Consider the following 23610-nt stretch of genomic DNA (forward strand, 5'->3'; position numbering starts at 1 on the left):
GCCGGTTGCGTCAAAGCCCGCGCCCCAATATGCCCCGGGGCGACACCAGCAGCACAAGGTAGAGCGTGCCGAAGATGGCGAGATGGGAGTAGCTGGCGCCGACATAGGTCGCCACCACCGCCTCCATGACGCCGAAGAAGATCGCCGCGACGATCGCCCCGCCGACCGATCCCAGCCCGGCGAGGACGGCGACGAAGAAGGCGAACAGCGTGTAGCGCAGGCCGATCTCCGGATTGACCGAATAGATCGCGGCCATCAGCACGCCGGCCATGCCGGTCACGCCGGCGTAGAGCCCGTAGACGTTGGCGCTCAGCCGCTCGACATTCACGCCCATCAGCGCGGCGTTGTGTCGGTTCTCCGCTGTCGCCCGGATGGCGAGCCCATAGCGCGTGCGGTAGAGGATGAGGAAGAGGACGATCGCCACCGTCGCGGCGAAGGCGAAGGCGGCGACACGCAGCAGCGGCACCGCGATCGGGCCGATCAGCAGGCTTTCGCCGCTGAGCACGGTTTCCACGCTCCTGGTGTTGAAGCCCCAAAGCGTCAGCGCGCCGCCCCTGAAGAGGGTGAACATGCCGAAGGTGAGCGCCAGCGCCATGAGCTCCGGCCGGGCGTAGCGGCTGTTGCGGACCCGGTAGACGACAGGCCCGATCAGATAGCCGGCCGCGCCCAGCACCAGGAAGGCGACGGGAAGTGCCAGCAGCCCGTCGACCCCGAACGCGACGGACAGCCAGTAGGCGAGATAGCCGCCCAGCACCACCCATGCCCCGACCGCAAAGTCGATGACGTGGAGCACGCCGAAGGTCAATTGAAAGCCGATCGAAAACGACGCGATGACGCCCCCGATCAGGATGCCGTTGAGCAGGGTCTGGAGCAGAAGGTCCACCAGCTCTCCCCGCTCAGCCCCGCCCCTCGAACAAGATCACTGCCACGCCGGCAGCGGATAGGTGAATTCCGCCGCCGCAGCCTCCTCCGGTCCGACGGCGACCACCGCCCCGTCCTTGATCTGGATCAGGACCGGGCTCGGCTGGATATTGTCATGATAATGGTCGCCATCCTGCTCGAACTTCACGGGCCCGTAGAAGGTGGTGATGTCGGTCGCCGCGATGGCGTCCTTCAGCGCCACCTTGTCCTCCGCGCTGAAGGGCGGGACGATGCCCAGCCTCCGGACGGCGTCCCCCAGGACGAGTCCGCTCGCGGAGCAGGCGGCTTCGGTGTAGTCGGGATAGCTGCCCCATCTGTTGTAAGCCGCCATGCTGTAATCCTCGGCCGTGCCGAAGAGGCTGTCCTCATAGGGCACCGACGGCAGCCATACGGCGATGCCGCTCGTGCCGTCGGCGTCGCCGCCCAGTTCCTGCGCAAAGGCCGGAATCGTCACGCCGTAATGCATGATCAGCGATTTCGGCCGGAAGTTCAGGGATCTCGAAGCCTTGACGGTGTTGATCAGCGCCGCCTCATGGCCGCCCACCGCGACGATGTCGGGGTTGAGGGCCGCGATCTTCGATATGACCGGCGTCATGTCCCCCGTGGCCGGGACCAGCTCGAAGGCCAGGACCTCCAGACCGATCTCCTCGGCCCCCGCCTGGAAGCCTTCCGCCGTCTCCAGGGAGAAGGGCTCGTTGATCCCGATGACCGCGATGGTCGTGGCCTTCGGTTCGGACAGGTTGGTCAGCACCTCTATCGACTGTCCGGCCGAATTGTCGACCGCCGGGATCATGCCGAAATTGAACTCCGGCCGCGCCTTCCAGACATTGGGCGATTCCGCCGAGCCCGAGATCATGGGGACCTGATATTTCTCGCAGATCGGCTGGACCGCCAGCGTGACGCCGCTGGTGTAGGGGCCGAACAGCGCGTCGACCTCCTCCCCCACGATCAGCCGCTCCGCGGCATCGGCGCCGGTGGCCGGATTGCTCTGGTCGTCGCCATAGAACATCTCGACCGGATAGCGCTGGCCGCCGATCTCGACCCCGCCCTGCTGGTTCACGGTCTCCGCCCACAGATCGTAGCCCCTGCGGGTCAAATTGCCGCCGAAGATGTTGGCGCCGGAGAGGGAGGTGATGACTCCGACCTTCAGGGCCGGCTGCTGCGCGCGGAGCCCGCGAAGGGGAAGTCCGCCCGCCGCGACCGCGCCCGCCGCGACCATGCTGTACCTGCTGAACTGCCGCCTTGTGATCCGGCCTCTGTTCCGTGACATGGTCGCTTTCTCCCCCTGTCGGTATTTTTCGTTCGTCCGTACCGTGTATTTCACTCTGGCAAAGTGGTTAACGCCGATCAAGGCGCATTTTCCGATCCCGATTGCGCGCGGGCGGTTAAGCAGCGTTTAGCGGTTGCTGTTCTATATAACGGACAGCGGTTGCCGTTTCCCCGGATATGCAATGCTTGAAACCACGAGCCGCCTCCTCGATCTCTGGCGGGCCAGATGCAACGGCCGGGACATTCCCGATCGCGCCAATCTCCATGCCGAGGATTTCGCGCCCTGGATGGGCCGCCTAGTCATCTGCGATGTCGAACGCGACCCACGGCGTTTCCGGTTGCGGCTGATCGGCACCGCGGTCCGGGAACTCGACGGGCGCGACTATACCGGCTGGTATTTGGACGAGGCGCTGGAGGAGCCGCTGCGCCGGCATGTGCTGGAACAGTGGGCGCTGTGCGCCGACCGGCGGCGTCCGGTGCTGATAAACAGCGCCTCCTCTCCCCATCCGGCGAAACAGATCGAGATGGAGAAGCTGATGGTGCCTTTCTCGACCGGCGCCGACGCGGTCGGCCAGATCCTCACCTATTTCCACATCCGCCGCGCCAACAACCGCTCCGCCACCCGCTGGCCGACCCTCCAAGAGATGGAGGTTCCAGGCTTCTCTTCGGTCAGGGCGATCGAGTGACCGGTGGGGAGATGGTCACGGAGCCGTCAATCCCAGCCTCTCCCTGATCTCCGCGATGGCGGCGACGCGTTCGCGATTGTTGGCGGCGATGCTACCGTCGGCGTGACGCAGGCTGTTTTCGAAGCCGACGCGGGCGTGGCCGCCCAGCGCCATCGCGGCGGCCAGCGCCGCCGTCTCGCCCCGGCCGAAGGCGCAGACGCTCCAGCTTGCGTCGAGGCCGGTCGCGGCGAGGGTCGAGAGGAACCCGGTCAAGGCCCCCGGGTCGGACTCCTGGTTCGCGACGTAGCGGCCGAGCACGAACAGCAGGTCCGCCCGGCTGGACGGCAGAACGCCCGCCGTCATCAGCCGCGCCGCCCGCTCGATCTCGTCGGGCGCGTAGAGGATGTGTTGGACGGCGATCTCCTCCTTCGCCGCCCAGTGGTAGAGGTCGCGCGCGAGGGTCAGGGACGGCCCCTCATCCTCCGGACACAGCTCCTTCAGCGCGATGCTGACGGCGCGCGGCCGCACGGCGCGGACGATCGCCGCCTGCTCCTCCGGCCGGTAGCGCCCCACCGCCTCGGTCGTGATCTGCACCAGCAGGTCCGGTCCGGCCTCGCGGCGGATCGCCGCTGTCGCTTGTCCGTAGAGTTCCGCGTCCAGCACATGGGCGCCGTCCCGGTCGCGGACATGGACATGGATCGCGTCGGCGCCTGCCTCCCGGCACTCCGCCGCTGTGCGGGCGACTTCGGCCACCGTCATCGGCAGGGCGGGATGGTCTTCCTTTGTGCGGCGCGCGCCGTTGGGCGCGACCATGATCGTCCGGCCCGCCGGGCGGGCGTCCGCCTCAGCCATGGGCGGGGACGGGGAGGGCGGCCGTCAGCGCGGATTCCAGCCGGTCGACGATCATGCCGACATGGCTCTCATCTATGATGAAGGGTGGGGCGATCAGGATGTGGTCGCCTTGCTCCCCATCGATCGTGCCGCCCATCGGGTAGCACATCAGCCCTTCAACCATCGCCGCCTTCTTGATCTTCGCCGCCAGCTTCAGGGCGGGATCGAACGGCGTCTTCAGGCCCCGGTCGGCCACCAGCTCCAGCCCCAGGAACAGGCCGCGCCCCCGGATGTCGCCGACATGGGGATGGTTGCCGAACCGCGCGACCAGCGCGTCCCGCAGCCTATCGCCCATGGCGCGGACGTTCGACAGCAGGTCCCGCTCCTCGATCTCCGTCAGGACCGCGTTACCCGCCGCGCAGGCGGTGGGGTGGCCGGCATAGGTGTGGCCGTGCTGGAAGAAGCCGGTTCCGCTTTCGATGGCGTCGTAGATCGCGGCCGACACCAGCGTCGCGCCGATCGGCTGATAGCCGGCGCCCAGCCCCTTGGCGACCGCGATCATATCCGGGCAGATGTCCTCCTGCTCACAGGCGAACAGCGTGCCGGTGCGGCCCATCCCGCACATCACCTCGTCCAGGATCAGCAGCACGCCATGACGGTCGCAGATCTCCCGGATGCGGCGGAAATAGCCCTCGACGGCCGGCACCGCCCCCATGGTCGCGCCGACCACCGGTTCGGCCAGGAAGGCAGCGACCGTCTCCGGCCCCAGCTCCAGGATCTTCGCTTCCAGGCTGTCGGCGGCGCGCTGGCCGTATTCCTCGTCGCCTTCGCCCGGCTCCTTCCAGCGCCAGGCGTGGCAGGGATCGACATGATGCATCGCCGGCGACAGCAGCGGTTCGAACTGTGCGCGCCGCCACTGGTTGCCGCCGGCCGACAGCGCGCCGATCGTGTTGCCGTGATAGCTCTGCCGGCGAGCGATCACATGACGCCGCTTCGGCTGGCCGATCTCCAGGAAATACTGGCGGGCCAGCTTGATCGCCGCCTCCATCGCCTCGGACCCGCCGGAGACGAAATAGACACGATCGATCCCCTCCGGCGCGCGGGCGGCCAACCGCGCGGCCAGCCTCTCCGCCGGCTCGCTGGTGAAGAAGCCGGTATGGGCGTAGGCGAGCGTGTCCAACTGCCGCTTTATCGCCTCGATGACGGCCGAGTCGGAATGGCCGAGGCAGGAGACAGCCGCCCCGCCCGACGCGTCCAGATATCGCTTCCCTGAGGCATCGACGATGAACGCCCCGTCACCGGCTGCCGCGACGGGAAGGTCCGCCTTCGTGTGGCGGGGGAAGACGTGAGCTGAGATCATGATCGGGGGGCGATCCTCAGATGCGGGCCGAGGCCGGGACCGGGGCGGCCTCCGGCGAATGCGCCTTCCGGCGGTACTGCAGCCAGGCGACGAGGCCCAAGAGCAGCAGGGCCGGGATCCAGAACACGCCCGCCGGCATGCGATCGTTGCGGACCTGGACGGAATCTATCCGGACGGGCCGGTCCTCCAGATAGAAATCGTAGTCCTTGAACTCCTCGAACAGCGGGGAGGTTGGGAACGGCTCCTCCAGCCTCACCTGGTCGCCCTCGACCACCGGGATGATTCCCGCCTGCTCCAGCCGCGTCGCGCCGTCCGCGCCGGCTTCGCCCAGCGGGACCAGAACGGTCAGGTCGCGGGGCCGGCCGGTCATGTAGTCGGGGCCTCTGATGGCGAGGCGCAGGACCCCGTTCGTCGGGATTTCCGCCGCCGCCTCCGTCACTTCCGTCGGCGGCAGCGTTGCGAATTCCGGTTCGACCTGATTGAGCCAGAAATCCGGCCGGAACAGGGTGAAGGCGATCATGCAGAGGGCGAGGGATTCCCACCACCGGCTGCGCGTCACGAACCAGCCCTGCATCGCGGCGGCGACCAGAAGCCCGGCCGCCAGCCCCGTCGCGATCGTCAGCACCAAGTCCAGGGGACCCTCAATGCCGATCAGCAGCAGCTTGGTGTTGAAGATGAACATGAAGGGCAGGACGACAGTTCGCGATTCATAGATGAAAGCCTGGATGCCGGTCTTGATCGGGTCTTCGCGCGCGATCGCCGCGCCGGCGAAGGAGGCGAGGCCGACCGGCGGCGTCACATCGGCCATAAGACCGAAATAGAAGACGAACAGGTGGACCGCGATCAGGGGCACCACCAGCCCCTCCTGAGCGCCGATCTCCACCACCACGGGGGCCATCAGCGTGGCGACGACGATATAGTTGGCGGTCGTCGGCAGCCCCATGCCGAGGATGAGGCTGATGATCGCGACCAACGCCAGCATGATCAGCAGGTGCCCGCCGGACATGACCTCGACGAACTGGGTCATGACCTGGCCGATGCCGGTCAGCGTCACGGTGCCGACGACGATGCCCGCCGTGGCCGTTGCCAGCGCGATGCCGATCATGTTGCGCGCGCCGCCGATGAAGCTCTGGACCATGTCGTCCAGTCCCAGCATCGCCGCGCCCGCCAGCTCCCGGCTTCCTCGGAAGAAGGCCATCAGCGGCCGCTGGGTCACGACGATGAAGATCAGCGATATCGTCGCCCAATAGGCCGACAGGCCAGGCGACAGGAACTCCACCATCAGGCACCAGACCAGCACATAGATCGGCAGCAGGAAGTGCAGCCCGGTCAGCAGGGTCGGGACCAGTTGGGGAAGCTCCGTCAGCGGGGCGTTCGGATCGTCCAGTTCAAGGTCCGGCTGGCGCGACGAGAGGAAGACAAGCCCGACATAGACCGCGAGCGTGCCCGCCATGATTCCCCAGAAGGCGGTGTCGCCGAAGATCGCCTGGGTGAACTTCACCGCATAGTAGATCGCGCCCAGCGCGATCAGCAGGCTGGCGATGCCGATGCCCATGCGCATGAGGCGGACCAACCGGGGCCGGTCCGCGCCAGGGCGCGGCATGCCGGTCATGCCCAGCTTCAGCGCCTCCAGATGGACGATGTAGAGCAGGGCGATATAGGTGATGATCGCTGGCAGGAAGGCGTGCCGGATCACTTCGGAATAGGGGATGCCGACATACTCCACCATCAGGAAGGCGGCCGCGCCCATCACAGGCGGCATGATCTGGCCGTTGACCGACGAGGCGACCTCGATCGCCGCGGCCTTCGCGGCGGGATATCCCACGCGCTGCATCAGCGGGATGGTCAGCGACCCGCCGGTCACCACATTGGCGATCGAGGAGCCGGAGACGAGGCCGTTCAGCCCCGACGCGACGACGGCCGCCTTGGCCGGCCCGCCGCGCAGATGGCCCAGCAGGGAGAAGGCGACCTTGATGAAGTAGTTGCCGGCGCCGGCCTGGTCCAGCAGCGCGCCGAACAGCACGTAGAGGAAGACGAAATTCGCCGAAACGCCCAGCGCGATGCCGAACACGCCCTCCGTCGTCAGCCATTGATGGGACATGGCCTTGGCGAAGGACGCGCCCTGCCACTGGATGACGTTCGGCACCCAGGCGGCGTTGCCGAAGAAGACGTATGAAAGGAAGACCAGAGCCGTGATCGTCAGCGCCGGCCCCAGCGCGCGGCGTGTCGCCTCAAGCAGCAGCACCATGCCGATCCCGGCGGAGACGAGGTCCATCGTCGTCGGAAGGCCAGGCCGCTGCGCCAGGTCACGGTAGAAGATCGAGATATAGGCCGCCGCCAGCGCGCCGGCGATGGCGAGCAGCCAGTCTGTCGCCGGCACCCGGTCGCGCGGGCTGCGCTTCAGCGCTGGGAAGACCATGTAGGCCAGGAACATGCCGAAGGCGAGATGGATCGCCCGCGTATGCGTGTCGTTGAGGACCGGCAGGATGTTGGCGAAGGTGAACTGGAGCGGCGAGGCGATCCAGATCTGGAACACCGACCAAGCGAAGGCGGTGACCGCGATCAGCTTCGCGACGAAGGGGCCCGGGTGGCGCGCGCCCGTCTCCGTGGCGGCCAGCGCCTCAAGTTCCGCCGTCCGGTCGTCGTCGGTCCTGGTCATCGCGATGCCTCCCGCCATGCCGCTTTTCGCGGGCCCTGCAGCAATTTCTTCTTTTTTGGTAAGGCGCGGAAGGGGCCGAAGCCCCTTCCGCCGGCCGGATTACATCCAGCCCTGCTCTTCATAATACTTGACCGCGCCCGGATGCAGCGGGGCGGACAGGCCGCTGGAGATCATCTCCTCCGGTGTCAGCTCGGCCAGCGCCGGGTGCAGCGACTTGAACTCCTCGAAATTGTCGAAGACCGCCTTCACCAGCGCGTAGACCACCTCGTCGGACGTGTTCGTGGAGGTGACCATGGTGGCGCCGACGCCGAAGGTGTGGGTGTCCTCCGGGTTGCCGTTATACATCCCGCCGGGGATCACGGCCTTGCGGTAGTACGGAAACTCCGAGACAAGCTCGTCGACCGCCGGTCCGGCGATGTCCACCAGGACGGATTCACAGGTGGTCGTCGCCTCCTGGATCGAGCCCGACGGATGGCCGACGGTGTAGACGAAGGCGTCGATATTGTTGTCGCAGAGCGCCGCGCTCTGCTCCGCCGGCTTCAGTTCGGACGCCAGGGAGAAATTCTCCGTCGTCCAGCCCATCGCCTCCAGGAGGACTTCCATGGTGGCCCGCTGGCCGGAGCCGGGATTGCCGATATTGACGCGCATCCCTTCCAGGTCGCGAAGGTTTTCGGCCCCGGTTTCGGCCCGGGCGACCACGGTCATCGGTTCCGGATGCAGGGAGAAGACGGCCCGCAGATCCTCAAACGGACCAAGATCGGCGAAGTTGTCCTCGCCATGAAAGGCCTTGTACTGGATGTCCGACTGGACGACGCCGAAATCCAGCTCGTCGGCGCGGATCGTGTTGACGTTGTAGACCGAGCCGCCGGTCGATTCGACCGAACAGCGGATGCCGTGCTCGCTCCGGTCCTTGTTGACCAGCCGGCAGATCGCGCCGCCCGTCGGGTAGTAGACGCCGGTGACGCCGCCGGTACCGATGGTGATGAACTGCTGGTCCTGTGCCTGCGCGCCGCCGGCGGCCGCGACGGTCGCGGTCAGCGCCAGCGCCAAAAGCCTGTGCTTCATGACTAAAGCCTCCCTCTCGATTTGTTTGTTCGCTCCTCATCGAGGAGACGCGTCGAAGCCGGCGATTGCAAAACAAATGTTGCCTCTATGTCAATATAGAATACATTCGTTTCCATAATGTGCCGGACAATCCGGGCTTTGGACGCGCTGAACGCGTCGACGAAGACGGGAATCCGCAGCCGGCAATCAACGAACGTATGCAAGGATTGGGGAAGGATCGATGCCTGAGGATCGTCAACCCTCTCCACCCCGCGCCGAAGGTCCCGACGCGTTGCGGCAGGCGCTTTTGGCGCGCTATGAGGATCTGAGCCCCCAGGCCCAGAAGCTGGCAGGATTCGTGCTGGAGAATCCGGACGAGGTGGCCTTCCTCTCCGTCCGCCGCCTCGCCCATGTCGCGGGGGTGAACCCGTCGGCGGTGATCCGTCTGGCGCAGGCAGCCGGCTTCGACAGTTTCGAGGCGTTCCGCGAGGTATTCCGCGCGGCGCTCCAGGCGCGGAAGGTCCATTACGGAACGCGGGCGGCCGCCCTCCAGCGGGAGGCGCGACAGGGCTCCCAGGGCGGGGAGCAGGGGACCTTCCAGACGGTCGCACGATCGGCCATCGCCAATATCGAGGCGTTCTTTCAGCCCGAAATGGCGGTGTCGCTGGAACGCATCGCCAAGGGGATCGTCACCGCTCCGGCCGTGCATGTGGTGGGAGTGCGGTCGTCACGCTCGCTGGCGGTCTACTTCGCCTATGTCGGCCGCATCGCGTTCCCACACATCCGCCTCGTCCCGACGGCGGAGAGCATGCTGATCGACGAACTGGCGCTCGGCGCGCCCGGCGACATGCTCATGGTCTTCACCTTCGAACCCTATTCGGCGGAGATGGTCCGCGCCGCCCGGCTCGCCCAGGGCGCCGGCATGCGGATCGTCGCCGTCACCGACCGCCCGACATCGCCCATCGCGCGGGACGCCTGGGGGGTGCTGTCGATCCCCATGGAAAGCCCGCACTACCTGCCGTCGCTGGTCGCCTGCCAGGCTGTGTGCGAGGCGCTGCTCGCCACCATGGTCAGCCTCTCCGGCCGCCCGGCGATAGACAACGTGACCAGCTTCGAGGACCGGGTGCGACGGGTAGGAGGGTATGTGGAGTAGGCGGGGTTTCGCCGCCCTTCTCCCTCATGGTGAGCCTGTCGAACCATGTGTGCCCCGCTCCTTCAGCCAGAACCGTCATGCTGAACTTGATTCAGCATCCATGGGACTTCGAGGCTGGCAGGGGTGCGTCCGTTCTTCTCCGCCGGTGAAGCGGCGGCGATCCATGGATTCCGGATCAAGTCCGGAATGACCAAAAAGGGGAAGGGTGAGCCTGTCGAACCATGTATGCCCCGCATTCTCCGGCGGGCTCAGGAGGGCATCAATAGCCCGAGATATACTCCCGCAGCGACTGGGCCTCGTGCTCGACCTCCTCAAGGCGGCTCTTGACCACGTCGCCGATGGAGATGATGCCGGCCAGCGCGCCGTCCTCGACCACGGGGACGTGGCGGATGCGGCGGGCGGTCATGGTGGCCATGACGCTTTCGATGCGGTCGCGGCGGCCGCAGGTGACGACAGTCCTCGTCATCATCGTCTCAACCGGCGCGTCCAGCGCGGCGTCGCCGCTTTCGGCGATCACCCGGACGACATCGCGTTCGGAGAGGATGCCGTCGACCTTCCGGCCGTCGCGGCTTATGACGATCGCGCCGATGCGCCTGGCGGCCAGCGTCCTCGCTATCGACCGGATGCTTTCGTCCGGCCGGGCGGTAGTCACCTCCGTGCCCTTGATCCGCAGGATGCTCTCGACAGTCATCGGCGCTCCTCCTCCTGACAGGCGGGGCCGTCGCCGGCGTCGATCGGTGGAAGCACGGGCGACGGACGGCCTTGTTCTTCCCTTGTTCGTAGGTGAAACGCCCGGACCCGGCCGAACGCTCCCCTTTATGGAAAGATGGTAATACGCCGCCGCCCTTAGCGTCGATGGTGAAATCGGGGGCGAAATCACGAGGTGGGGCGGGGCCGCAGATAGGGCGTCAGCCTCCATTCCAGCGCGCGGACCAGCCGCGTCGCCAGGAAGTTGATGGCCAGATAGATGGCGCCGGCGACCAGGAAGACCTCCAGCACGGCATAGGTGCGGGAGATAATCTGGTTGGCGATGCCCGTCATCTCCATCAAGGTGATGGTGCTGGCCAGCGAGGTCGCCTTGACCATCAGCACGACCTCGTTGCCGTAGGCCGGCAGGCCCTGGCGGATGGCGACCGGCAGGGTGATCCGCCGGAACGCCATGAAGGGAGACATGCCGCAGGCCTTCGCCGCCTCCAACTGCCCGTTGGGCACCGAAAGGATGCCGCCCCTGATGATCTCCGACGTATAGGCGGTGGTATTCATCGCCAGCGCGATGATGGCGCACCAGAAGGGCTCGCGCAGGACGACCCAGAGCCCGATCGATTCCCAGAAATCGACATACTGCCCCAGGCCGTAATAGATCAGGTAGATCTGGACGAAGAGCGGCGTGCCGCGGAAGACATAGACATACCAGTAGGCGAGGCCGGAGAGGATGGCGCTCCGCGACAGCCGCATCAGCGCGACGACTACGGAGCCGACAAGGCCGACCAGCAGCGACAGCACCACCAGCCGCATCGTCTCATAGGTCCCGCCCAGGATCGTCGGCAGGCTTTCCCACATCAGCGCGAAGTCCATGGGTCAGGCCCTCCGCACGCCGCGGTCGTAATGCCGCTCTGCCGCCTGGAACAGCCCCTGGCTGACCGAGGTCATGACCAGATAGAGGAATGCGGCCGTGACGTAGAACAGGAACGGCTCCCGCGTGGAGCCCGAGGCGACCTGTGCGGTGCGCATGAGTTCGGCGAGCGAGGTGACGGAGACGAGCGCCGTGTCCTTAAGCGTCAGCTGCCACACATTGCCCAGCCCCGGCAGGGCGAAGCGCAGCAATTGCGGCAGGGTGATGCGGCGGAAGATCAGGGACGGGGTCATGCCCATCGCCATTCCGGCCTCGATCTGGCCCTTGGGCACCGCCAGGATCGCGCCCCGGAACACCTCGGTCGAATAGGCGCCGGAGATAACGCCGACCGCCAGGACGCCGACCAGGAAGGGCGGCAGCTCCAGATAGCCCGTATAGCCGAAGATCCCGGCTGCCTTCATGATCGCCTGGGACGATCCGAAGAAGAAGAGGTAGATGACCAGCAGTTCCGGCACGCCGCGGAAGACGGTGGTGTAGACGTCCGCGATCCCACGCAGGGCTTTGCTGTCCGAAAGCTTCGCGCCTGCGCCCAAGAGGCCGATCGGCAGGCCCATGGCGAAGGAGAGGACCGCGATCAGGACGGTGATCCCGGCGCCCCTCAGCAGGTTGTCGCCCCAACCCGTTTCGCCGAAGGCCAGCAGTTCAAATATCAAGACGTATGTCCCGGAAATGGCGAAGGCGACCGTCCGCGCGCCGGGACGGCCGCCTTCTCCTGCATCCTTCGGCCGGTCAGCCGCAGATCGCCGGATCGGCCCGCATGGAGGTATCGAAACCGAACCATTCGGTCGCCAGCTCCGCAAGGCTTCCGTCGGCCTTCATCTCGCACAGGGCGGAGTTGAGCCGGGCCAGAAGCTCCTCGTCCTCCTTGCGGACGCCGATGCCGACGCCTTCGCCGAAGACGGCGAAGTCCTCGCCGGTCAGGCTGGGTCCGAACTGGTCGAAGCCTTCACCGTCGGCGGATTCAAGGAACGGCGCCCAGGCCGGGCCGTCGGCCAGGCCGGCGTCGACGCGGCCGGAAGCCAGGTCCAGGTTCAACTGCTCCTGGGTGTCGTAGAGGCGGATGTCGGTGTCGGGGATGTTCTCCTCCAGGAAGGCCTGATGGATCGTCGAGACCTGGACGCCGATGCTCTCACCCTCCAGGGCCGCCCTGACCTCCTCGAAGGTCTCCGCCGACTGCAATTCGCTGTCCTCAGGCGCGACGAACCAGGCCGGGGTGGTCACGTAGCCCTGGGTGAAGTTGATCCGCTCCCGGCGCTCGTCATTGATCGACATGCCGGCCATGATGACGTCGTAGCGGCCGTTCAGCAGGGCCGGGATGATGCCGTCCCAATCCTGCGGGATGAACACGGCCTCGGTGCCCATGCGTTCGGCCAGCTCGCGGCCCAGCTCGATCTCGAAGCCGACCAGCGAGCCGGACGCGTCGGTGTAGTTGTACGGAGGATAGGCGCCCTCCGTGCCGACGCGCAGGGTTTCCTGGGCCTGGACGGCGGTCGCGGCGAACGCCAGCGCGCCGACGCCGATAAGGGCGGTAATCTTGTTCACGATCGTTGCCTCCTGTTGGTCGGGTCGTTGATTGGTAGATTGAGTGCGACCCGCATTGTGACAAATTTCCGACAATCGGGGTCGAGGTCAAGCCGGACGGTCGGAGGCGGGTCAGAAAGTGGTCGCCAGGAACTGTCGGCAGCGCTCGGAACGCGGATTCTTGAACACCTCCTCCGGCGATCCCTCCTCCTCGATCCGGCCGCGGTGGAGGAACAGGACCTTCGACGACACCTCCTCGGCGAACCGCATCTCATGGGTCACCAGAAGCATGGTGTTGCCTTCCTCCGCCAGTTGGCGGATGACGCGCAGCACCTCGCCCACCAGTTCCGGGTCCAGGGCAGAGGTCGGCTCGTCGAACAGCATCACCTTGGGCCGCATCGCCAGCGCCCGCGCGATCGCGGCGCGCTGCTGCTGGCCGCCGGAAAGATGGTTCGGATAATGGTCGCGCTTGTCGGCGATGCCGACCTTCTCAAGCTGGGCCTCCGCGATCTCGATCGCCTGCTTTCGCGGCATCTTCAGCACATGGACCGGCGCCTCGATCACGTTCTCCAGCACCGTCATATGGCTCCAGAGGTTGAAGCTCTGGAACACCATGCCCAGCGAGGCGCGGATGCGGTCGACCTGTTTGTGGTCCGCCGGCCGCGCCGTTCCGCTGCGGTTCTTCTCCATGCGGATCAGCTCGCCATTGACATGGACCTGGCCGCTGTCCGGCGTCTCCAGCAGATTGATGCAGCGAAGGAAGGTGCTCTTGCCCGATCCCGACGAGCCGATCATGGAGATCACGTCGCCCTGACGGGCATTCAGATGGACGCCCTTCAGCACCTCCAGATCGCCGAACCGCTTGTGCAGATCCTCCACCAGAATGGCGGGAACGGCATCCTGGCCGTCGGCGGTGAAACCGGAAGGGGTATGTGCTTGCACGCGCGTCGTCGTCTGTGAGTTCGGGCTGCGGCCATGCGACCGTCGCGAGGGCCGATAACGGAACATGCTTCGGCTATCGGCGTCAACGGAACAAACCAACCGCCCCTCACCCTCCCTGCTTCCGCCGGGTCCCTCCCTCTCCCCGGAGGGGCGAGGGTAAGGTGAGCCCTCTCCCCGCGGGGAGAGGGTTGGGTGAGGGGCATTGGTTTCACTCCGCCGGAAGCGCCTCCAGCCTTTCCTCGATGATCCCATGGGCTTCCGTGCCGGGCTCGAGCTGGCCGAGGGCGCGGCGCCAATGGGCGCGGGCGTCGTCGTAACGCTGCTCAGACGCGGCGCGGACTCCGAGGAACCAGAGCGCGCGCAGATTGTCCGGGTCCAGCGCGTGGATGCGTTCCATCAGCGCGGCGAATTCAGGCGTCGTCTCCCGCCCGTCCTCCATGGCGAGCCAGGCGTCGGCCTGGGCGCTCAGCACCACCGGGTCGTCGGGCGCCAGCGCCGCCGCCCGATCGAAGGCGGCAAGCGCCTCCGCCTCCTGTCCCAGCACGCGCCGCGCCTCGCCGAGGCGGAGCCAGCCTTCCAGATCATCCGGGTTCTCCTCCAGCCGGGCGGCCAGACCGTCGACCATGCCGCGGATCATCTCCGCGCGCTCCTCCCCGCTCATCGCAGCGGCCGCCTCGACATCCTCCGCCGTCGGGCTGGGGGGCGGCTGGAAGGCTATCTCGGGCGGCGGCACGTTCAGCCGGGCAGCGGCGTCGGCGATCCGCTCTTCTATCAGCGCGCGCCAGGGAGCGTCGGCCGGCGTGTCCTCGGCCAGCGCCACCCAGCGCTCCAGCGCGCCGGCCAGATCGCCCGCCTGGAGGCGCGCCTGGGCCAGATAGAAGCGGGCGCGAGGATCGTCTGGCAGCCGTTCCAGCACGCTCTCGAAGGCCAGCCGCGCCTCCTCCGTCACGATGCCGCTGCCGGCCCGGACCAGCGCCTCGGCATAGGCGCTGGTGACCACGGGGTCGCCTTCCGTCAGGCCGACCGCCCTTCCATAGGCCTCGACCGCGCGCTGCAAATCGCCCATGGCCGACCGGATCTGCGCCAGCTCGACCCACAGCAGCGGGTTCTCCGGCTCGTCGACCAGCCGGCGCTCCAGCGTCGCGGCGTCGGCCGCCAGCGCGGCGCGGGCCTCCATCGCCGCGCCGTCGCGAGCGGCGAAGGGCTGGGCGGGCAGGCCCGGCCGGCCGACGGGCAGGTAGATCGCCAGCGCGGCCAAGGGGATGGCGATCATCAGCGCCATCGCCGCCCATCGCGGCCCTCGGCCACCGGGAGTTCCGATCGTCCTCCGGTTCCTCGACGCGGCCAGCATCCGGCGGCCGATCTCCGCTCGCGCCGCCTCGGCCTGGTCGTCCGTGACCAGCCCCCGCGCCCGGTCCCGGTCGACCTCCGCAAGCTGGTCGCGATAGACCGCCAGATCGTGCTCGGCGCGGGCCGGCGCCTCCGTCCTCGCCTTCATCAGCGGGGTCAGCAGCAGCGCCACCGCGCCGGCCGTCAGCAGGGCGGCGACGATCCAGAAGATCATGCCCGCCGGTCCTCTTCGGCCAGCAGGGCGTCGACCGCCGCCTTCTCCTCCTCCGTCAGGGGTGCGGTCTCGACCCGGCCGCGCCGCATGCGCAGCGCCAGCGCCGCGCCGCCGGCCAGCAGCAGCGCGGCCGGGGCCAGCCACAGGATCAGCGTGTTGGCCTGGAAGGGCGGCCGCAGCAGGACATAGTCGCCGTAGCGGTCGGTGATGTAGTCCAGCACCTCCGCGTCGGTATCGCCCGCCACTAGCCGCTCGCGCACCAGCACGCGCAAATCGTGCGCCAGATCGGCGTTGGAATCGTCGATCGACTGGTTCTGGCAGACCAGGCAGCGCAGTTCCTGCGATATCTCGCGCGCTCGGGCCTCCAGCGCCGGGTCGTCCAGCCGCTCGCCCGGCTCCACCGCCAGCGCGGGCGCGGCTGCCAACAGGAACAGGACGGCCAGTAGCGCCTTCATTCGGAAAGCTCCGTCAGCAGCGGCATCAGCTCTCGCTCCAGCACGTCCGGCGTTATCGGCCCAGCATGGCGGTAGCGGATGCGGCCCTGCGTGTCGACGACGAAGGTTTCCGGCACGCCATAGACGCCCCAGTCGATGGCGACGCGCCCCTCCCGGTCGGCCCCGATCAGATCGTAAGGATTGCCGTGCCGGTCCAGCCAGGCCAGCGCGTCGGCCGGATCGTCGTTGTAGTTGACGCCGTGTATGGTGACGCCTTCCTCCTCCGTCAGCCGGGTCAGCAGCGGGTGTTCGGCAAGGCAGGGCACGCACCAGCTCGCGAAGAAATTGACCAGCATCGGCTTCCCGCCGAGATCGTCGGCGGAGAGACCGCTCTCCATCCCCGGCAGGGGAGGCAGGGCGAAGTCGGGCACCGGCTGGTCGATCAGGGTCGACGGCAGCACCGACGGGTCCTCCCCGCGCAGCAGCGGCACCGCCACGGCGACGGCCAGTCCCGCGAACAGCAGCAGGGGCAGGATGAACAATATGCGCTTCATGAGACGGGTCGGATCATTCGGCAGGCTGGGGCGCCGGCGACGCGTTCCGCCGGCGGACCGGCGCGCCGACGCGCAGCCGCCGGTCGCTGAGGCTCGTCGCTCCGCCCGCGACCATGATGATGCAGCCGATCCAGATCCAGGGGACCAGCGGGTGGTGATAGGCCCTGACCGTCCAGCCACCCTCGGTCTCCTCTCCCAGCACGACATAAAGGTCGGCCAGCCAGTTGGTGTGGATGGCCGCTTCGGTCGTGTTCATCTGGGCGACCGGATACCACCTTTTCTCCGGCGTCAGCAGGGCGACTGCATCTCCGTCACCGTCGGTGACGCTGAAACGGCCGATCTCGGTCAGGTAGTTGGCGACCCGAAGCTGGTCGACGCCTTCGAATTCGATCTCATAGCCCGCGATCTCCAGCCGGTCGCCGGGGGCCAGCCGCTCGATCCGCTCTGACTGGAAGGCGGTCGACGCGGTCATGCCGGCGATGGCGATCCCCAGCCCGGCATGGGCGATGGTCATGCCCCAGGCGCTGCGCGGCAGCCCCTTCGCCCGGCGCAGGCTTTCCGCCGCCGGGACGCGGAAGAGACGGATGCGATCGGCCAGCTCCGCCAGCGCGCCCAGGAACGCCCAGGCCGCCATCGCGACGCCCAGGAGCGCCAGCACCGGTCCGCCGACGGTCAGGTAGAGCGCGGCCATGACGATGACCGCCGTCATGAGCGCCGCCATCTTCAGCCGTCCCAGCGCGCCCATCAGGTCGGCGCGCTTCCAGGCCAGCAGCGGCCCGACCGCCATCGCCGCAACCAGAGGGACCATCAGCGGCACGAAGGTCGAATTGAAGAAGGGCGGGCCGACCGATACCCGTCCGCCGCCCAGCGTCTCCAGCAGCAGCGGGTAGAGAGTGCCGATGAAGACGGTCGCGGTCGCCGTCGCCAGCAGCAGATTGTTCAGCACCAGCGCGCCTTCCCGGCTGATCGGCGCGAACAGGCCGCCGGCCTTCAGCGCCGGGGCCCGCCAGGCGTAGAGCGTCAGGCCGCCGCCGATGGCCACGACCAGCAGCGCCAGGATGAAGACCCCGCGCTCCGGATCCAGCGCGAAGGCGTGGACGGAGGTCAGGACGCCCGACCGCACCAGGAAGGTGCCCAGCAGCGACAGGCCGAAGGTCAGGATCGCCAGCAGGACGGTCCAGCTTTTCAGCGCGTCGCGCTTCTCCGCCACGATCGCGGAATGCAGCAGCGCCGTGCCCAGCAGCCAGGGCATGAAGCTGGCGTTCTCCACCGGGTCCCAGAACCACCAGCCGCCCCAGCCCAACTCGTAATAGGCCCACCAGGAGCCAAGCGCGATGCCCAGCGTCAGCGCGCACCAGGCCGCCAGCGTCCAGGGCCGGACCCAGCGCGCCCAGGCGGCGTCGACCCTGCCTTCGATCAGCGCGGCGATGGCGAAGGAGAAGGCCATGGAAAAGCCGACATAGCCCAGATAGAGGAACGGCGGATGGAAGGCGAGACCGGGGTCCTGCAGCAGCGGGTTGAGGCTGGCGCCGTCCGGCGGCGGCGGGTCGACACGCAGGAACGGGTTGGATGTCATCAGGATGAACAGCAGGAAGCCGACCCCGATCATGCCCTGCACGGCCAGCACCCGCGCCTTCAGCGTCGGCGGCAGATTGCGGCCGAACCAGGCGACCATCGCCCCGAACAGCGCCAGGATCAGCACCCAGAGCAGCATGGAGCCTTCATGGTTCCCCCAGACGCCGGCCAGCTTGTAAAGCATCGGCTTGGCCGAATGGCTGTTCTGGACGACGTTCAGCACCGTGAAGTCGGAGGTCGCGTAGGCGATCGTCAGCGCCGCGAAAGCGATCAATATGGTCAGGAACTGCCCCGTTGCCGCCGTGCCGCCCGCGCCCATCAGCGCCGGATCGCGCCGCGCCGCGCCCCACATCGGCAGGACCGACTGCGCGATCGCCAGCAGCAGCGCCAGGATCAGCGCGAAATGGCCGATCTCCGCCGTCATGAGCCGGGTCCCCCGGCGGCCGGTTCCAGGCTGCCGGCGGCCCGGTCGCGGAAGCGGTCGGCGCTTTCCAGCGCCTCGGCGACTTCCGGCGGCATGTAGGTCTCGTCATGCTTGGCCAGCACCTGATCGGCGACGAATACGCCGTCTTCTCCGATCCGGCCCTCGGCGACCACGCCCTGGCCTTCCCGGAACAGGTCCGGCAGCAGCCCGGTATAGGTCACCGGCACCTCGTGCGCGGTGTCGGTCACGGTGAAGCTGACGGTGACGCCGTCGGCCAGCCGCTCCACGCTGTCCTCGGCCACCAGCCCGCCCAGCCGGAACCGGTCGGCCGGCGGGCCGCCGCGCTCCACGATGTCGGTGGGGCTGTAGAAGAACAGCAGATTGTCCTGGAACGCGGTCAGCGTCAGCGCGGCGGCGGCGCCCACCCCCAGCGCGGCGAGGCCCAGCAAATAGAGGCGGCGCTTCTTACGCGTCATCGCCGCCGGTCCCGCGCCGGTCGCGCCGGCGGCCGCGCGTCGCCTCCAGCGCGTCCAGAAGCGTGCGCCGCGCCTTGAGCGCGCGCAGGCTGCCCACGGTCAGCGCGATCATGACGATGGCGGCGACGGCGTAGGCGCTCCAGACGAAGGCGGCATAGCCGCCCATGGCGAGAAAGTCGCTCATTCGCGGACGAGAGGCGGTCGTTTCGTTTCGGATACGGGCATCGGCCCCTTCACCTACAGGGCGGGCGCGCGGGTTTCGAGGTCCGTTTTACCGGTTGCGACCCCGCGCCGCACGGACTTTTCCGGACTTGTCCAACCTCAGCGCGCGGCCCGCGACAGGCGCAGCGTCTGGATCTTGCGGTTCAGGATCTCCGTCCTCGTGCGGACAAGGGCCAGCATGACGAAGAAGGCGGTGAAGGCCAGCGCCATGACCAGAAGGGGCGTCAGCATGGACGGGTCCAGCGCCGGCGCGCCGATCCGGCTGACGCTGGCGGGCTGGTGCAGCGTGTTCCACCAGTCGACGGAGAATTTGATGATCGGCAGGTTGACCACCCCGACCAGCACCAGGATGCCTCCGGCCCTCAACCCCCGGGTCTGATCGTCGAAAGCGTTCACCAGCGCCATATAGCCCAGATAGAGGAAGAAGAGGATCAGCACGCTGGTCAGGCGCGCGTCCCACACCCACCAGGTGCCCCACATCGGCTGGCCCCACAGGCTGCCGGTGATCAGGCAGATGGCCGTGAAACCAGCGCCGACCGGGGCCACGGCCTTGCAGAACAGGTCAGCCAGCGGGTGCCGCCAGACTAGCCCCACGGCGGCGGCCGCCGCCATGTTGGCGTAGACGAACAGCGCCATCCAGGCCGCCGGGACATGGACATACATGATCCGCACCGTCTCCCCCTGCTGATAGTCCGGCGGGGAGGCCCAGAGCGCGAGATAGAGCCCGGCGGCGAGCAGCAGCACGGTCGCGCCGACGCTCCAGGGCAGGAGGACGGCGCTGAGGCGCAGGAAACGGGCGGGGTTGGCGAAACGGTGCATGATCGAACTCTAGATGGTCCGCGAGGGGTGAATTTCCATCATTCCAGCGCCTGCCTCAATGCCGCGGCGGCGGCGATCGGGGCAAGCGGCAGGCTCGCCGCCAGAAGCCCTGCCAGCAGCAGCAGGTGCGGCCGGGCGGGCAGGCCTGTCAGCGACGCCTCGATGGCGCCGACGGCGAAGATCAGGACCGGCGCGAAGAGTGGCAGGATCAGGAGGGAGATCAGCACGCCTCCGCGCCGCGCGCCCAGCGTCAGCGCCGCGCCTATCGCGCCCAGCAGGCTCAGGGTCGGCGTACCCAGCGCCAGCGTGGCGACTAGCGGCGCGAAACCCTCCGCCGGCAGGTTCAGCAGCAGGGCCAGGATCGGAGCGGCCAGGATCAGCGGCAGGCCGGTGACCAGCCAGTGCGCGGCGACCTTCGCCAGCACGACCGCCTCCAGCGGCAGGGGGGAGAGCGCCAGCAGATCCAGCCCGCCATCCTCATGATCGTTGGCGAACAGCCGCTCCAGCGACAGGAGGGATGCCAGAAGGGCGCAGACCCACAGGACCCCCGCCGCGATGCGGGCCAGGATTTCGCTTTCCGGGCCAACGGCCAGCGGGAACAGGGCCACGGTCACGACGAAGAACATGACGGCCACGGTGGCGTCGGTGCCGGCCCGAAGCGCCAGCCGCGCGTCGCGGCGGACCAGAAGGAGGAACTGGATCATTCCGTCCCCCAGGAGGACGCCGGATCGACCGAAAAGGCATCCAGATCGATATTGAGTGCGCCGGGCAGCGCCACCGGCATATGGGTCGCCAGCACCACGATCCCGCCCCGGTCCCGGTGGCGGGCGACCATGACTTCAAGCCGGGAGACCGATGCGGCGTCCAGCCCTACCGTAGGCTCGTCCAGAAGCCAGAGCGCACCCGGTGACGCCAGAAGCCGCGCCAGCCCCAGTCGCCGTTTCTGGCCGGAGGAAAGATAGCGGCCGAGCACGTCGCGAAGCGGGGAGAGATCGAAATCCTCAAGCGCGCGTTCGGCGCGCGCTGCGGCTTCTCTCGGCTCGTGCAGCGCCGCCCAGAAGGACAGCGTCTCGAACGCCGTCAGCCCCGCCTTCACCCCGTCGGCATGGCCGACATAGGCGATGCGCGCCCGATGGGCGTCCGAATCTTCGGAGATGGGACGGCCGCGCCAGGACAGGGTCCCGGCGAAGGGCCGGGACAGGCCCGCCAGCAGGCGCAGCAGGCTGGACTTCCCGCTGCCGTTCGCCCCGGTCAACGCCAGCGCGTCCCCCGCCTCGATCGCGAAGCCCAGACCATCGAACACCATCCGTCCGCCGCGCAGGCAGGCGAGGTCAGTTGCGGCGAAGGTCGGCGGGGAAGGATCGGCAGTCACGGGGAAAGGCATATAGCACGAAGGGCGGCAACGTCCGGCCCAAAAGCAGGACGGACTCCGAAGAGCCCTCTTGCGAATATCGGATTTTACCGTGAGGCGCGCATCACGGTACACTTCGTGGTTGAGATGGCCAAGGGGATGAGATTATGAGGCGAATTTCTCTGATTGCCGCGATTGTCACATCCTTGCTGGCGCTGACGGCGTGCAAGGATGGTAAAATCTATACGCTTTACAGGAACTCCCCGCTTGATCCCTCAATGCGCATCCACATGGCGACGTTCGACGCAGGCGAGCCCGGCGACTATAACCAAGCTAACTGTGAGATAACCAAGGACCTGTTCATTAACTTTCCGGGCGTTACTGCCCGGTATTGGTGCGAGAAAGGACGGTACCGGGAATAAATGCCGTCCGTAGCCATGCCAATCCTCACGTCACGATCGATTTCATGCGTATTCGATAACTCCAGCGACGACCGGGCGTTCGACGGCGGTTCAAGGCATCGGGTCTGTGGCAAGTATCGCAACTCAAAAAGAAGGGCCACCGCGGGGGCTATGCGGTGGCCGAAGCGCGACCAGTCCGGGGGAGGCTGGCGGAGACGGTGCGCGCGTCTCCTGTCTTCCGGGGAGTCGACGAACCGCCTGAGCGCTTCGCCCATGGTCAGGGGACCATATTGCTTGTGGATAAAGTCGCCGCCGAAAGTGGCGAAACTAAGATGGTTGGTTAATTGGTTAACAATCTTTGATATAGATTGATCGTTGCTCAGTTTGAGCAGCTATCTTTGTCCAGACACCCTAGATTGCATTCAACCGTTGACTTATACCGGATTTGAATTCAGTCATTTCATATGAGCGTTCAATTCGTTGCATATATTGATGAAGCAGGTGACGAAGGGTTTGGTAAGCTTAAAGCCGAAGCTTCTTCAGCCCAATCGAAGTGGCTTGTGCTAGGAGGTATTTTAGTACGATCTAATATAGATAAAAATTTGCCCGAATGGCGCGACGATATAATGAGTAAATTTCCTAATAAGAAGAATCGCGATATTCACTTTCGTCATTTGAATCATGCTCAAAAAGTCGTAGCCAGTGAGTATTTATCAAATAAACAATTTGGAATTTGTTGCGTATGTTCAAACAAAATTACTTTGCTTGATTCAAGTCAGTCCGTAAAAATTTTTAAACAGAAAGGGTATTTGTATAATTATCTGACCAGATATTTGCTAGAAAGATTGACGTGGGCTGTACGCGATTTCGCCAACCGAACAACTCAGTCCACAGAATTGAGAATAGTATTCTCTCGTAGAAGCGGCACAGACTATCAATCCATGCGAGAATATTTAATTCTGATGCGTGACGGCCGTGAGCGGATACGGCCAATCAGAAGCATAGATTGGACAGTATTTTCACCTGATAACATAAAGGTAGAAAACCATTCGCGTTGGGCCGGACTCCAACTCGCTGATGTCGTCACAAGTGCGACGGCTGCGGGGTTGGAGCCCAACATCTTCGGCAATTATGAGCCGCGTTATGCTACTGCCTTTGCTAAACGCTTTATCTCCAGACAAAGAAGTATCCTTGACTGTGGTCTAACGCTTATTCCCCAAATAGGAAAATCCCCATTGGATGCTCAACAGCGCGATTTCATCAATGGATTATGTGAGAAGTGGCAGGCCCCTGGACCCTGATGCACGCCGCTAGGACGCTGCTGCCGCGAAGGCAACTCGAGCTTTCTCCAGCGCTTGCCTGCCACCTATAAAACTAGGCTCTTTTTGATTGAGAATCAAGGGGTTGATAACTTATTGAAGTGATTCGATTTTTTGACTCATCGAGATTTTTTCGTCTCCGGAAATCAGAAAATGATAGGATCCTCTAAGGCAACGACCCGATCCCTTTCGATGCTGCGCCGAAGGGCCTGTTTCTTCACCGGTTCGGTAACCAGGTCCACATGACGGTCGAGGATGACGGAAAGTCGGATGCCCAAGGTTTCCATGGTCCCGAAATAGGCCAATCCCTGTTTCGCGTCGTCGCGCAGCTTCACGACGATATCCACGTCCGATCCTTCCGAGTCGTCGCCACGCGCGACGGAGCCGAAAAGCGACAGGCTCGCGACGCCGGAAGCGGCAAGCTCGTCACGGTGGCTTCTGAGCGTCTCCACGATTCGATCGCGTATCATGGC

Annotated in this window: 24 protein-coding genes; 3 read left to right on the top strand and 21 right to left on the bottom strand. The window is 66.2% G+C overall.

Annotated elements, in window-relative coordinates:
* Window positions 1-10: 10 nt before the first annotated feature.
* Entirely contained in the window at window positions 11-883 is an 873-nt protein-coding gene (locus AAFN89_RS04875; RefSeq protein ID WP_347536504.1) for a branched-chain amino acid ABC transporter permease, read from the bottom strand.
* 36 nt (window positions 884-919) lie between these two features.
* Window positions 920-2191 carry an amino acid ABC transporter substrate-binding protein gene (locus AAFN89_RS04880; RefSeq protein ID WP_347536505.1) on the bottom strand — a complete coding sequence of 424 codons (1272 nt, stop codon included), beginning with the start codon at window positions 2189-2191 and terminating at the stop codon, window positions 920-922.
* A gap of 181 nt (window positions 2192-2372) precedes the next feature.
* Here AAFN89_RS04880 and AAFN89_RS04885 point away from each other — a divergent pair, with 181 nt between their 5' ends.
* Window positions 2373-2876, top strand: a complete 504-nt coding sequence (locus AAFN89_RS04885; protein WP_347536507.1) for a PAS domain-containing protein — start codon at window positions 2373-2375, stop codon at window positions 2874-2876.
* 15 nt (window positions 2877-2891) lie between these two features.
* On the opposite strand, the gene AAFN89_RS04890 is transcribed toward AAFN89_RS04885, so the two are convergent.
* From AAFN89_RS04890 to AAFN89_RS04905, 4 genes are all read right to left on the bottom strand, one after another.
* Complete coding sequence (locus AAFN89_RS04890; protein WP_347536509.1) at window positions 2892-3707, bottom strand: 3-keto-5-aminohexanoate cleavage protein; 816 nt, start codon at window positions 3705-3707, stop codon at window positions 2892-2894.
* A complete protein-coding gene (locus AAFN89_RS04895; protein WP_347536511.1) occupies window positions 3700-5046 on the bottom strand; it encodes an aspartate aminotransferase family protein in 1347 nt (448 codons plus the stop codon). The genes AAFN89_RS04890 and AAFN89_RS04895 overlap by 8 nt, the downstream gene beginning before the upstream one ends.
* Window positions 5047-5062: 16 nt before the next feature.
* Entirely contained in the window at window positions 5063-7705 is a 2643-nt protein-coding gene (locus AAFN89_RS04900; protein WP_347536512.1) for a TRAP transporter permease, read from the bottom strand.
* 99 nt (window positions 7706-7804) lie between these two features.
* Window positions 7805-8770 carry a TAXI family TRAP transporter solute-binding subunit gene (locus tag AAFN89_RS04905; protein ID WP_347536513.1) on the bottom strand — a complete coding sequence of 322 codons (966 nt, stop codon included), beginning with the start codon at window positions 8768-8770 and terminating at the stop codon, window positions 7805-7807.
* Between the two features lie 220 nt (window positions 8771-8990).
* Between AAFN89_RS04905 and AAFN89_RS04910 the strand changes: the two genes are divergently transcribed.
* A complete protein-coding gene (locus AAFN89_RS04910; RefSeq protein ID WP_347536514.1) occupies window positions 8991-9902 on the top strand; it encodes a MurR/RpiR family transcriptional regulator in 912 nt (303 codons plus the stop codon).
* Window positions 9903-10161: 259 nt separating this feature from the next.
* Here the strand turns inward: AAFN89_RS04910 and AAFN89_RS04915 are convergent, their stop codons facing one another.
* From AAFN89_RS04915 to ccmA, 14 genes are all read right to left on the bottom strand, one after another.
* Window positions 10162-10593 (bottom strand): CBS domain-containing protein, encoded by a 432-nt coding sequence (locus AAFN89_RS04915; protein WP_347536517.1) that lies wholly within the window; start codon window positions 10591-10593, stop codon window positions 10162-10164.
* Window positions 10594-10778: 185 nt separating this feature from the next.
* Complete coding sequence (locus AAFN89_RS04920; RefSeq protein ID WP_347536519.1) at window positions 10779-11477, bottom strand: ABC transporter permease; 699 nt, start codon at window positions 11475-11477, stop codon at window positions 10779-10781.
* A 3-nt stretch (window positions 11478-11480) separates the two neighbouring features.
* On the bottom strand, window positions 11481-12188 hold the full coding sequence (locus tag AAFN89_RS04925; protein ID WP_347536521.1) for an ABC transporter permease: 708 nt from the start codon (window positions 12186-12188) through the stop codon (window positions 11481-11483).
* A 76-nt stretch (window positions 12189-12264) separates the two neighbouring features.
* Window positions 12265-13077 (bottom strand): transporter substrate-binding domain-containing protein, encoded by an 813-nt coding sequence (locus AAFN89_RS04930; protein WP_347536522.1) that lies wholly within the window; start codon window positions 13075-13077, stop codon window positions 12265-12267.
* Window positions 13078-13188: 111 nt separating this feature from the next.
* On the bottom strand, window positions 13189-13998 hold the full coding sequence (locus AAFN89_RS04935) for an ABC transporter ATP-binding protein (RefSeq protein ID WP_347536523.1): 810 nt from the start codon (window positions 13996-13998) through the stop codon (window positions 13189-13191).
* Between the two features lie 208 nt (window positions 13999-14206).
* Window positions 14207-15562 (bottom strand): c-type cytochrome biogenesis protein CcmI, encoded by a 1356-nt coding sequence (gene ccmI / locus AAFN89_RS04940; protein ID WP_347536524.1) that lies wholly within the window; start codon window positions 15560-15562, stop codon window positions 14207-14209.
* The gene (locus AAFN89_RS04945) at window positions 15559-16017 is read right to left on the bottom strand and encodes a cytochrome c-type biogenesis protein (protein ID WP_347536525.1); all 459 of its coding nucleotides are present in this window, start codon (window positions 16015-16017) and stop codon (window positions 15559-15561) included. The genes ccmI and AAFN89_RS04945 overlap by 4 nt, the downstream gene beginning before the upstream one ends.
* The gene (locus tag AAFN89_RS04950; RefSeq protein WP_347536526.1) at window positions 16014-16550 is read right to left on the bottom strand and encodes a DsbE family thiol:disulfide interchange protein; all 537 of its coding nucleotides are present in this window, start codon (window positions 16548-16550) and stop codon (window positions 16014-16016) included. Before AAFN89_RS04950 ends, AAFN89_RS04945 begins: the two co-directional genes overlap by 4 nt.
* A gap of 13 nt (window positions 16551-16563) precedes the next feature.
* The gene (locus AAFN89_RS04955; protein ID WP_347536527.1) at window positions 16564-18549 is read right to left on the bottom strand and encodes a heme lyase CcmF/NrfE family subunit; all 1986 of its coding nucleotides are present in this window, start codon (window positions 18547-18549) and stop codon (window positions 16564-16566) included.
* A complete protein-coding gene (ccmE, locus tag AAFN89_RS04960; protein WP_347536528.1) occupies window positions 18546-19025 on the bottom strand; it encodes a cytochrome c maturation protein CcmE in 480 nt (159 codons plus the stop codon). Before ccmE ends, AAFN89_RS04955 begins: the two co-directional genes overlap by 4 nt.
* Window positions 19015-19209 carry a heme exporter protein CcmD gene (gene ccmD, locus AAFN89_RS04965; protein ID WP_347536529.1) on the bottom strand — a complete coding sequence of 65 codons (195 nt, stop codon included), beginning with the start codon at window positions 19207-19209 and terminating at the stop codon, window positions 19015-19017. The genes ccmE and ccmD overlap by 11 nt, the downstream gene beginning before the upstream one ends.
* A 137-nt stretch (window positions 19210-19346) precedes the next feature.
* Complete coding sequence (locus tag AAFN89_RS04970) at window positions 19347-20066, bottom strand: heme ABC transporter permease (protein ID WP_347536530.1); 720 nt, start codon at window positions 20064-20066, stop codon at window positions 19347-19349.
* Window positions 20067-20104: 38 nt separating this feature from the next.
* Window positions 20105-20770, bottom strand: a complete 666-nt coding sequence (ccmB, locus tag AAFN89_RS04975) for a heme exporter protein CcmB (protein ID WP_347536531.1) — start codon at window positions 20768-20770, stop codon at window positions 20105-20107.
* Complete coding sequence (ccmA, locus tag AAFN89_RS04980; protein ID WP_347536532.1) at window positions 20767-21438, bottom strand: heme ABC exporter ATP-binding protein CcmA; 672 nt, start codon at window positions 21436-21438, stop codon at window positions 20767-20769. The genes ccmB and ccmA overlap by 4 nt, the downstream gene beginning before the upstream one ends.
* Before the next feature lie 844 nt (window positions 21439-22282).
* On the opposite strand from ccmA, the gene AAFN89_RS04985 reads away from it, so the two are divergent.
* Entirely contained in the window at window positions 22283-23119 is an 837-nt protein-coding gene (locus AAFN89_RS04985; RefSeq protein ID WP_347536533.1) for a DUF3800 domain-containing protein, read from the top strand.
* A 164-nt stretch (window positions 23120-23283) separates the two neighbouring features.
* On the opposite strand, the gene AAFN89_RS04990 is transcribed toward AAFN89_RS04985, so the two are convergent.
* Window positions 23284-23589 (bottom strand): nucleotidyltransferase domain-containing protein, encoded by a 306-nt coding sequence (locus AAFN89_RS04990; protein ID WP_347536534.1) that lies wholly within the window; start codon window positions 23587-23589, stop codon window positions 23284-23286.
* Between the last annotated feature and the right edge of the window lie 21 nt (window positions 23590-23610).

This window comes from Inquilinus sp. CAU 1745, from assembly GCF_039839375.1.
Lineage (GTDB): Bacteria > Pseudomonadota > Alphaproteobacteria > DSM-16000 > Inquilinaceae > JBDOQU01.

Excerpts from the sequence above, each read along its gene's own strand:
- AAFN89_RS04880 (WP_347536505.1), bottom strand. The coding sequence starts at position 2,191 with ATGTCACGGAACAGAGGCCGGATCACAAGGCGGCAGTTCAGCAGGTAC.
- AAFN89_RS04885 (WP_347536507.1), top strand. The coding sequence starts at position 2,373 with ATGCTTGAAACCACGAGCCGCCTCCTCGATCTCTGGCGGGCCAGATGC.
- AAFN89_RS04890 (WP_347536509.1), bottom strand. The coding sequence starts at position 3,707 with ATGGCTGAGGCGGACGCCCGCCCGGCGGGCCGGACGATCATGGTCGCG.
- AAFN89_RS04895 (WP_347536511.1), bottom strand. The coding sequence starts at position 5,046 with ATGATCTCAGCTCACGTCTTCCCCCGCCACACGAAGGCGGACCTTCCC.
- AAFN89_RS04900 (WP_347536512.1), bottom strand. The coding sequence starts at position 7,705 with ATGACCAGGACCGACGACGACCGGACGGCGGAACTTGAGGCGCTGGCC.
- AAFN89_RS04905 (WP_347536513.1), bottom strand. The coding sequence starts at position 8,770 with ATGAAGCACAGGCTTTTGGCGCTGGCGCTGACCGCGACCGTCGCGGCC.
- AAFN89_RS04910 (WP_347536514.1), top strand. The coding sequence starts at position 8,991 with ATGCCTGAGGATCGTCAACCCTCTCCACCCCGCGCCGAAGGTCCCGAC.
- AAFN89_RS04915 (WP_347536517.1), bottom strand. The coding sequence starts at position 10,593 with ATGACTGTCGAGAGCATCCTGCGGATCAAGGGCACGGAGGTGACTACC.
- AAFN89_RS04920 (WP_347536519.1), bottom strand. The coding sequence starts at position 11,477 with ATGGACTTCGCGCTGATGTGGGAAAGCCTGCCGACGATCCTGGGCGGG.
- ccmI (WP_347536524.1), bottom strand. The coding sequence starts at position 15,562 with ATGATCTTCTGGATCGTCGCCGCCCTGCTGACGGCCGGCGCGGTGGCG.
- AAFN89_RS04945 (WP_347536525.1), bottom strand. The coding sequence starts at position 16,017 with ATGAAGGCGCTACTGGCCGTCCTGTTCCTGTTGGCAGCCGCGCCCGCG.
- AAFN89_RS04950 (WP_347536526.1), bottom strand. The coding sequence starts at position 16,550 with ATGAAGCGCATATTGTTCATCCTGCCCCTGCTGCTGTTCGCGGGACTG.
- AAFN89_RS04955 (WP_347536527.1), bottom strand. The coding sequence starts at position 18,549 with ATGACGGCGGAGATCGGCCATTTCGCGCTGATCCTGGCGCTGCTGCTG.
- ccmE (WP_347536528.1), bottom strand. The coding sequence starts at position 19,025 with ATGACGCGTAAGAAGCGCCGCCTCTATTTGCTGGGCCTCGCCGCGCTG.
- ccmD (WP_347536529.1), bottom strand. The coding sequence starts at position 19,209 with ATGAGCGACTTTCTCGCCATGGGCGGCTATGCCGCCTTCGTCTGGAGC.
- AAFN89_RS04970 (WP_347536530.1), bottom strand. The coding sequence starts at position 20,066 with ATGCACCGTTTCGCCAACCCCGCCCGTTTCCTGCGCCTCAGCGCCGTC.
- ccmB (WP_347536531.1), bottom strand. The coding sequence starts at position 20,770 with ATGATCCAGTTCCTCCTTCTGGTCCGCCGCGACGCGCGGCTGGCGCTT.
- AAFN89_RS04985 (WP_347536533.1), top strand. The coding sequence starts at position 22,283 with ATGAGCGTTCAATTCGTTGCATATATTGATGAAGCAGGTGACGAAGGG.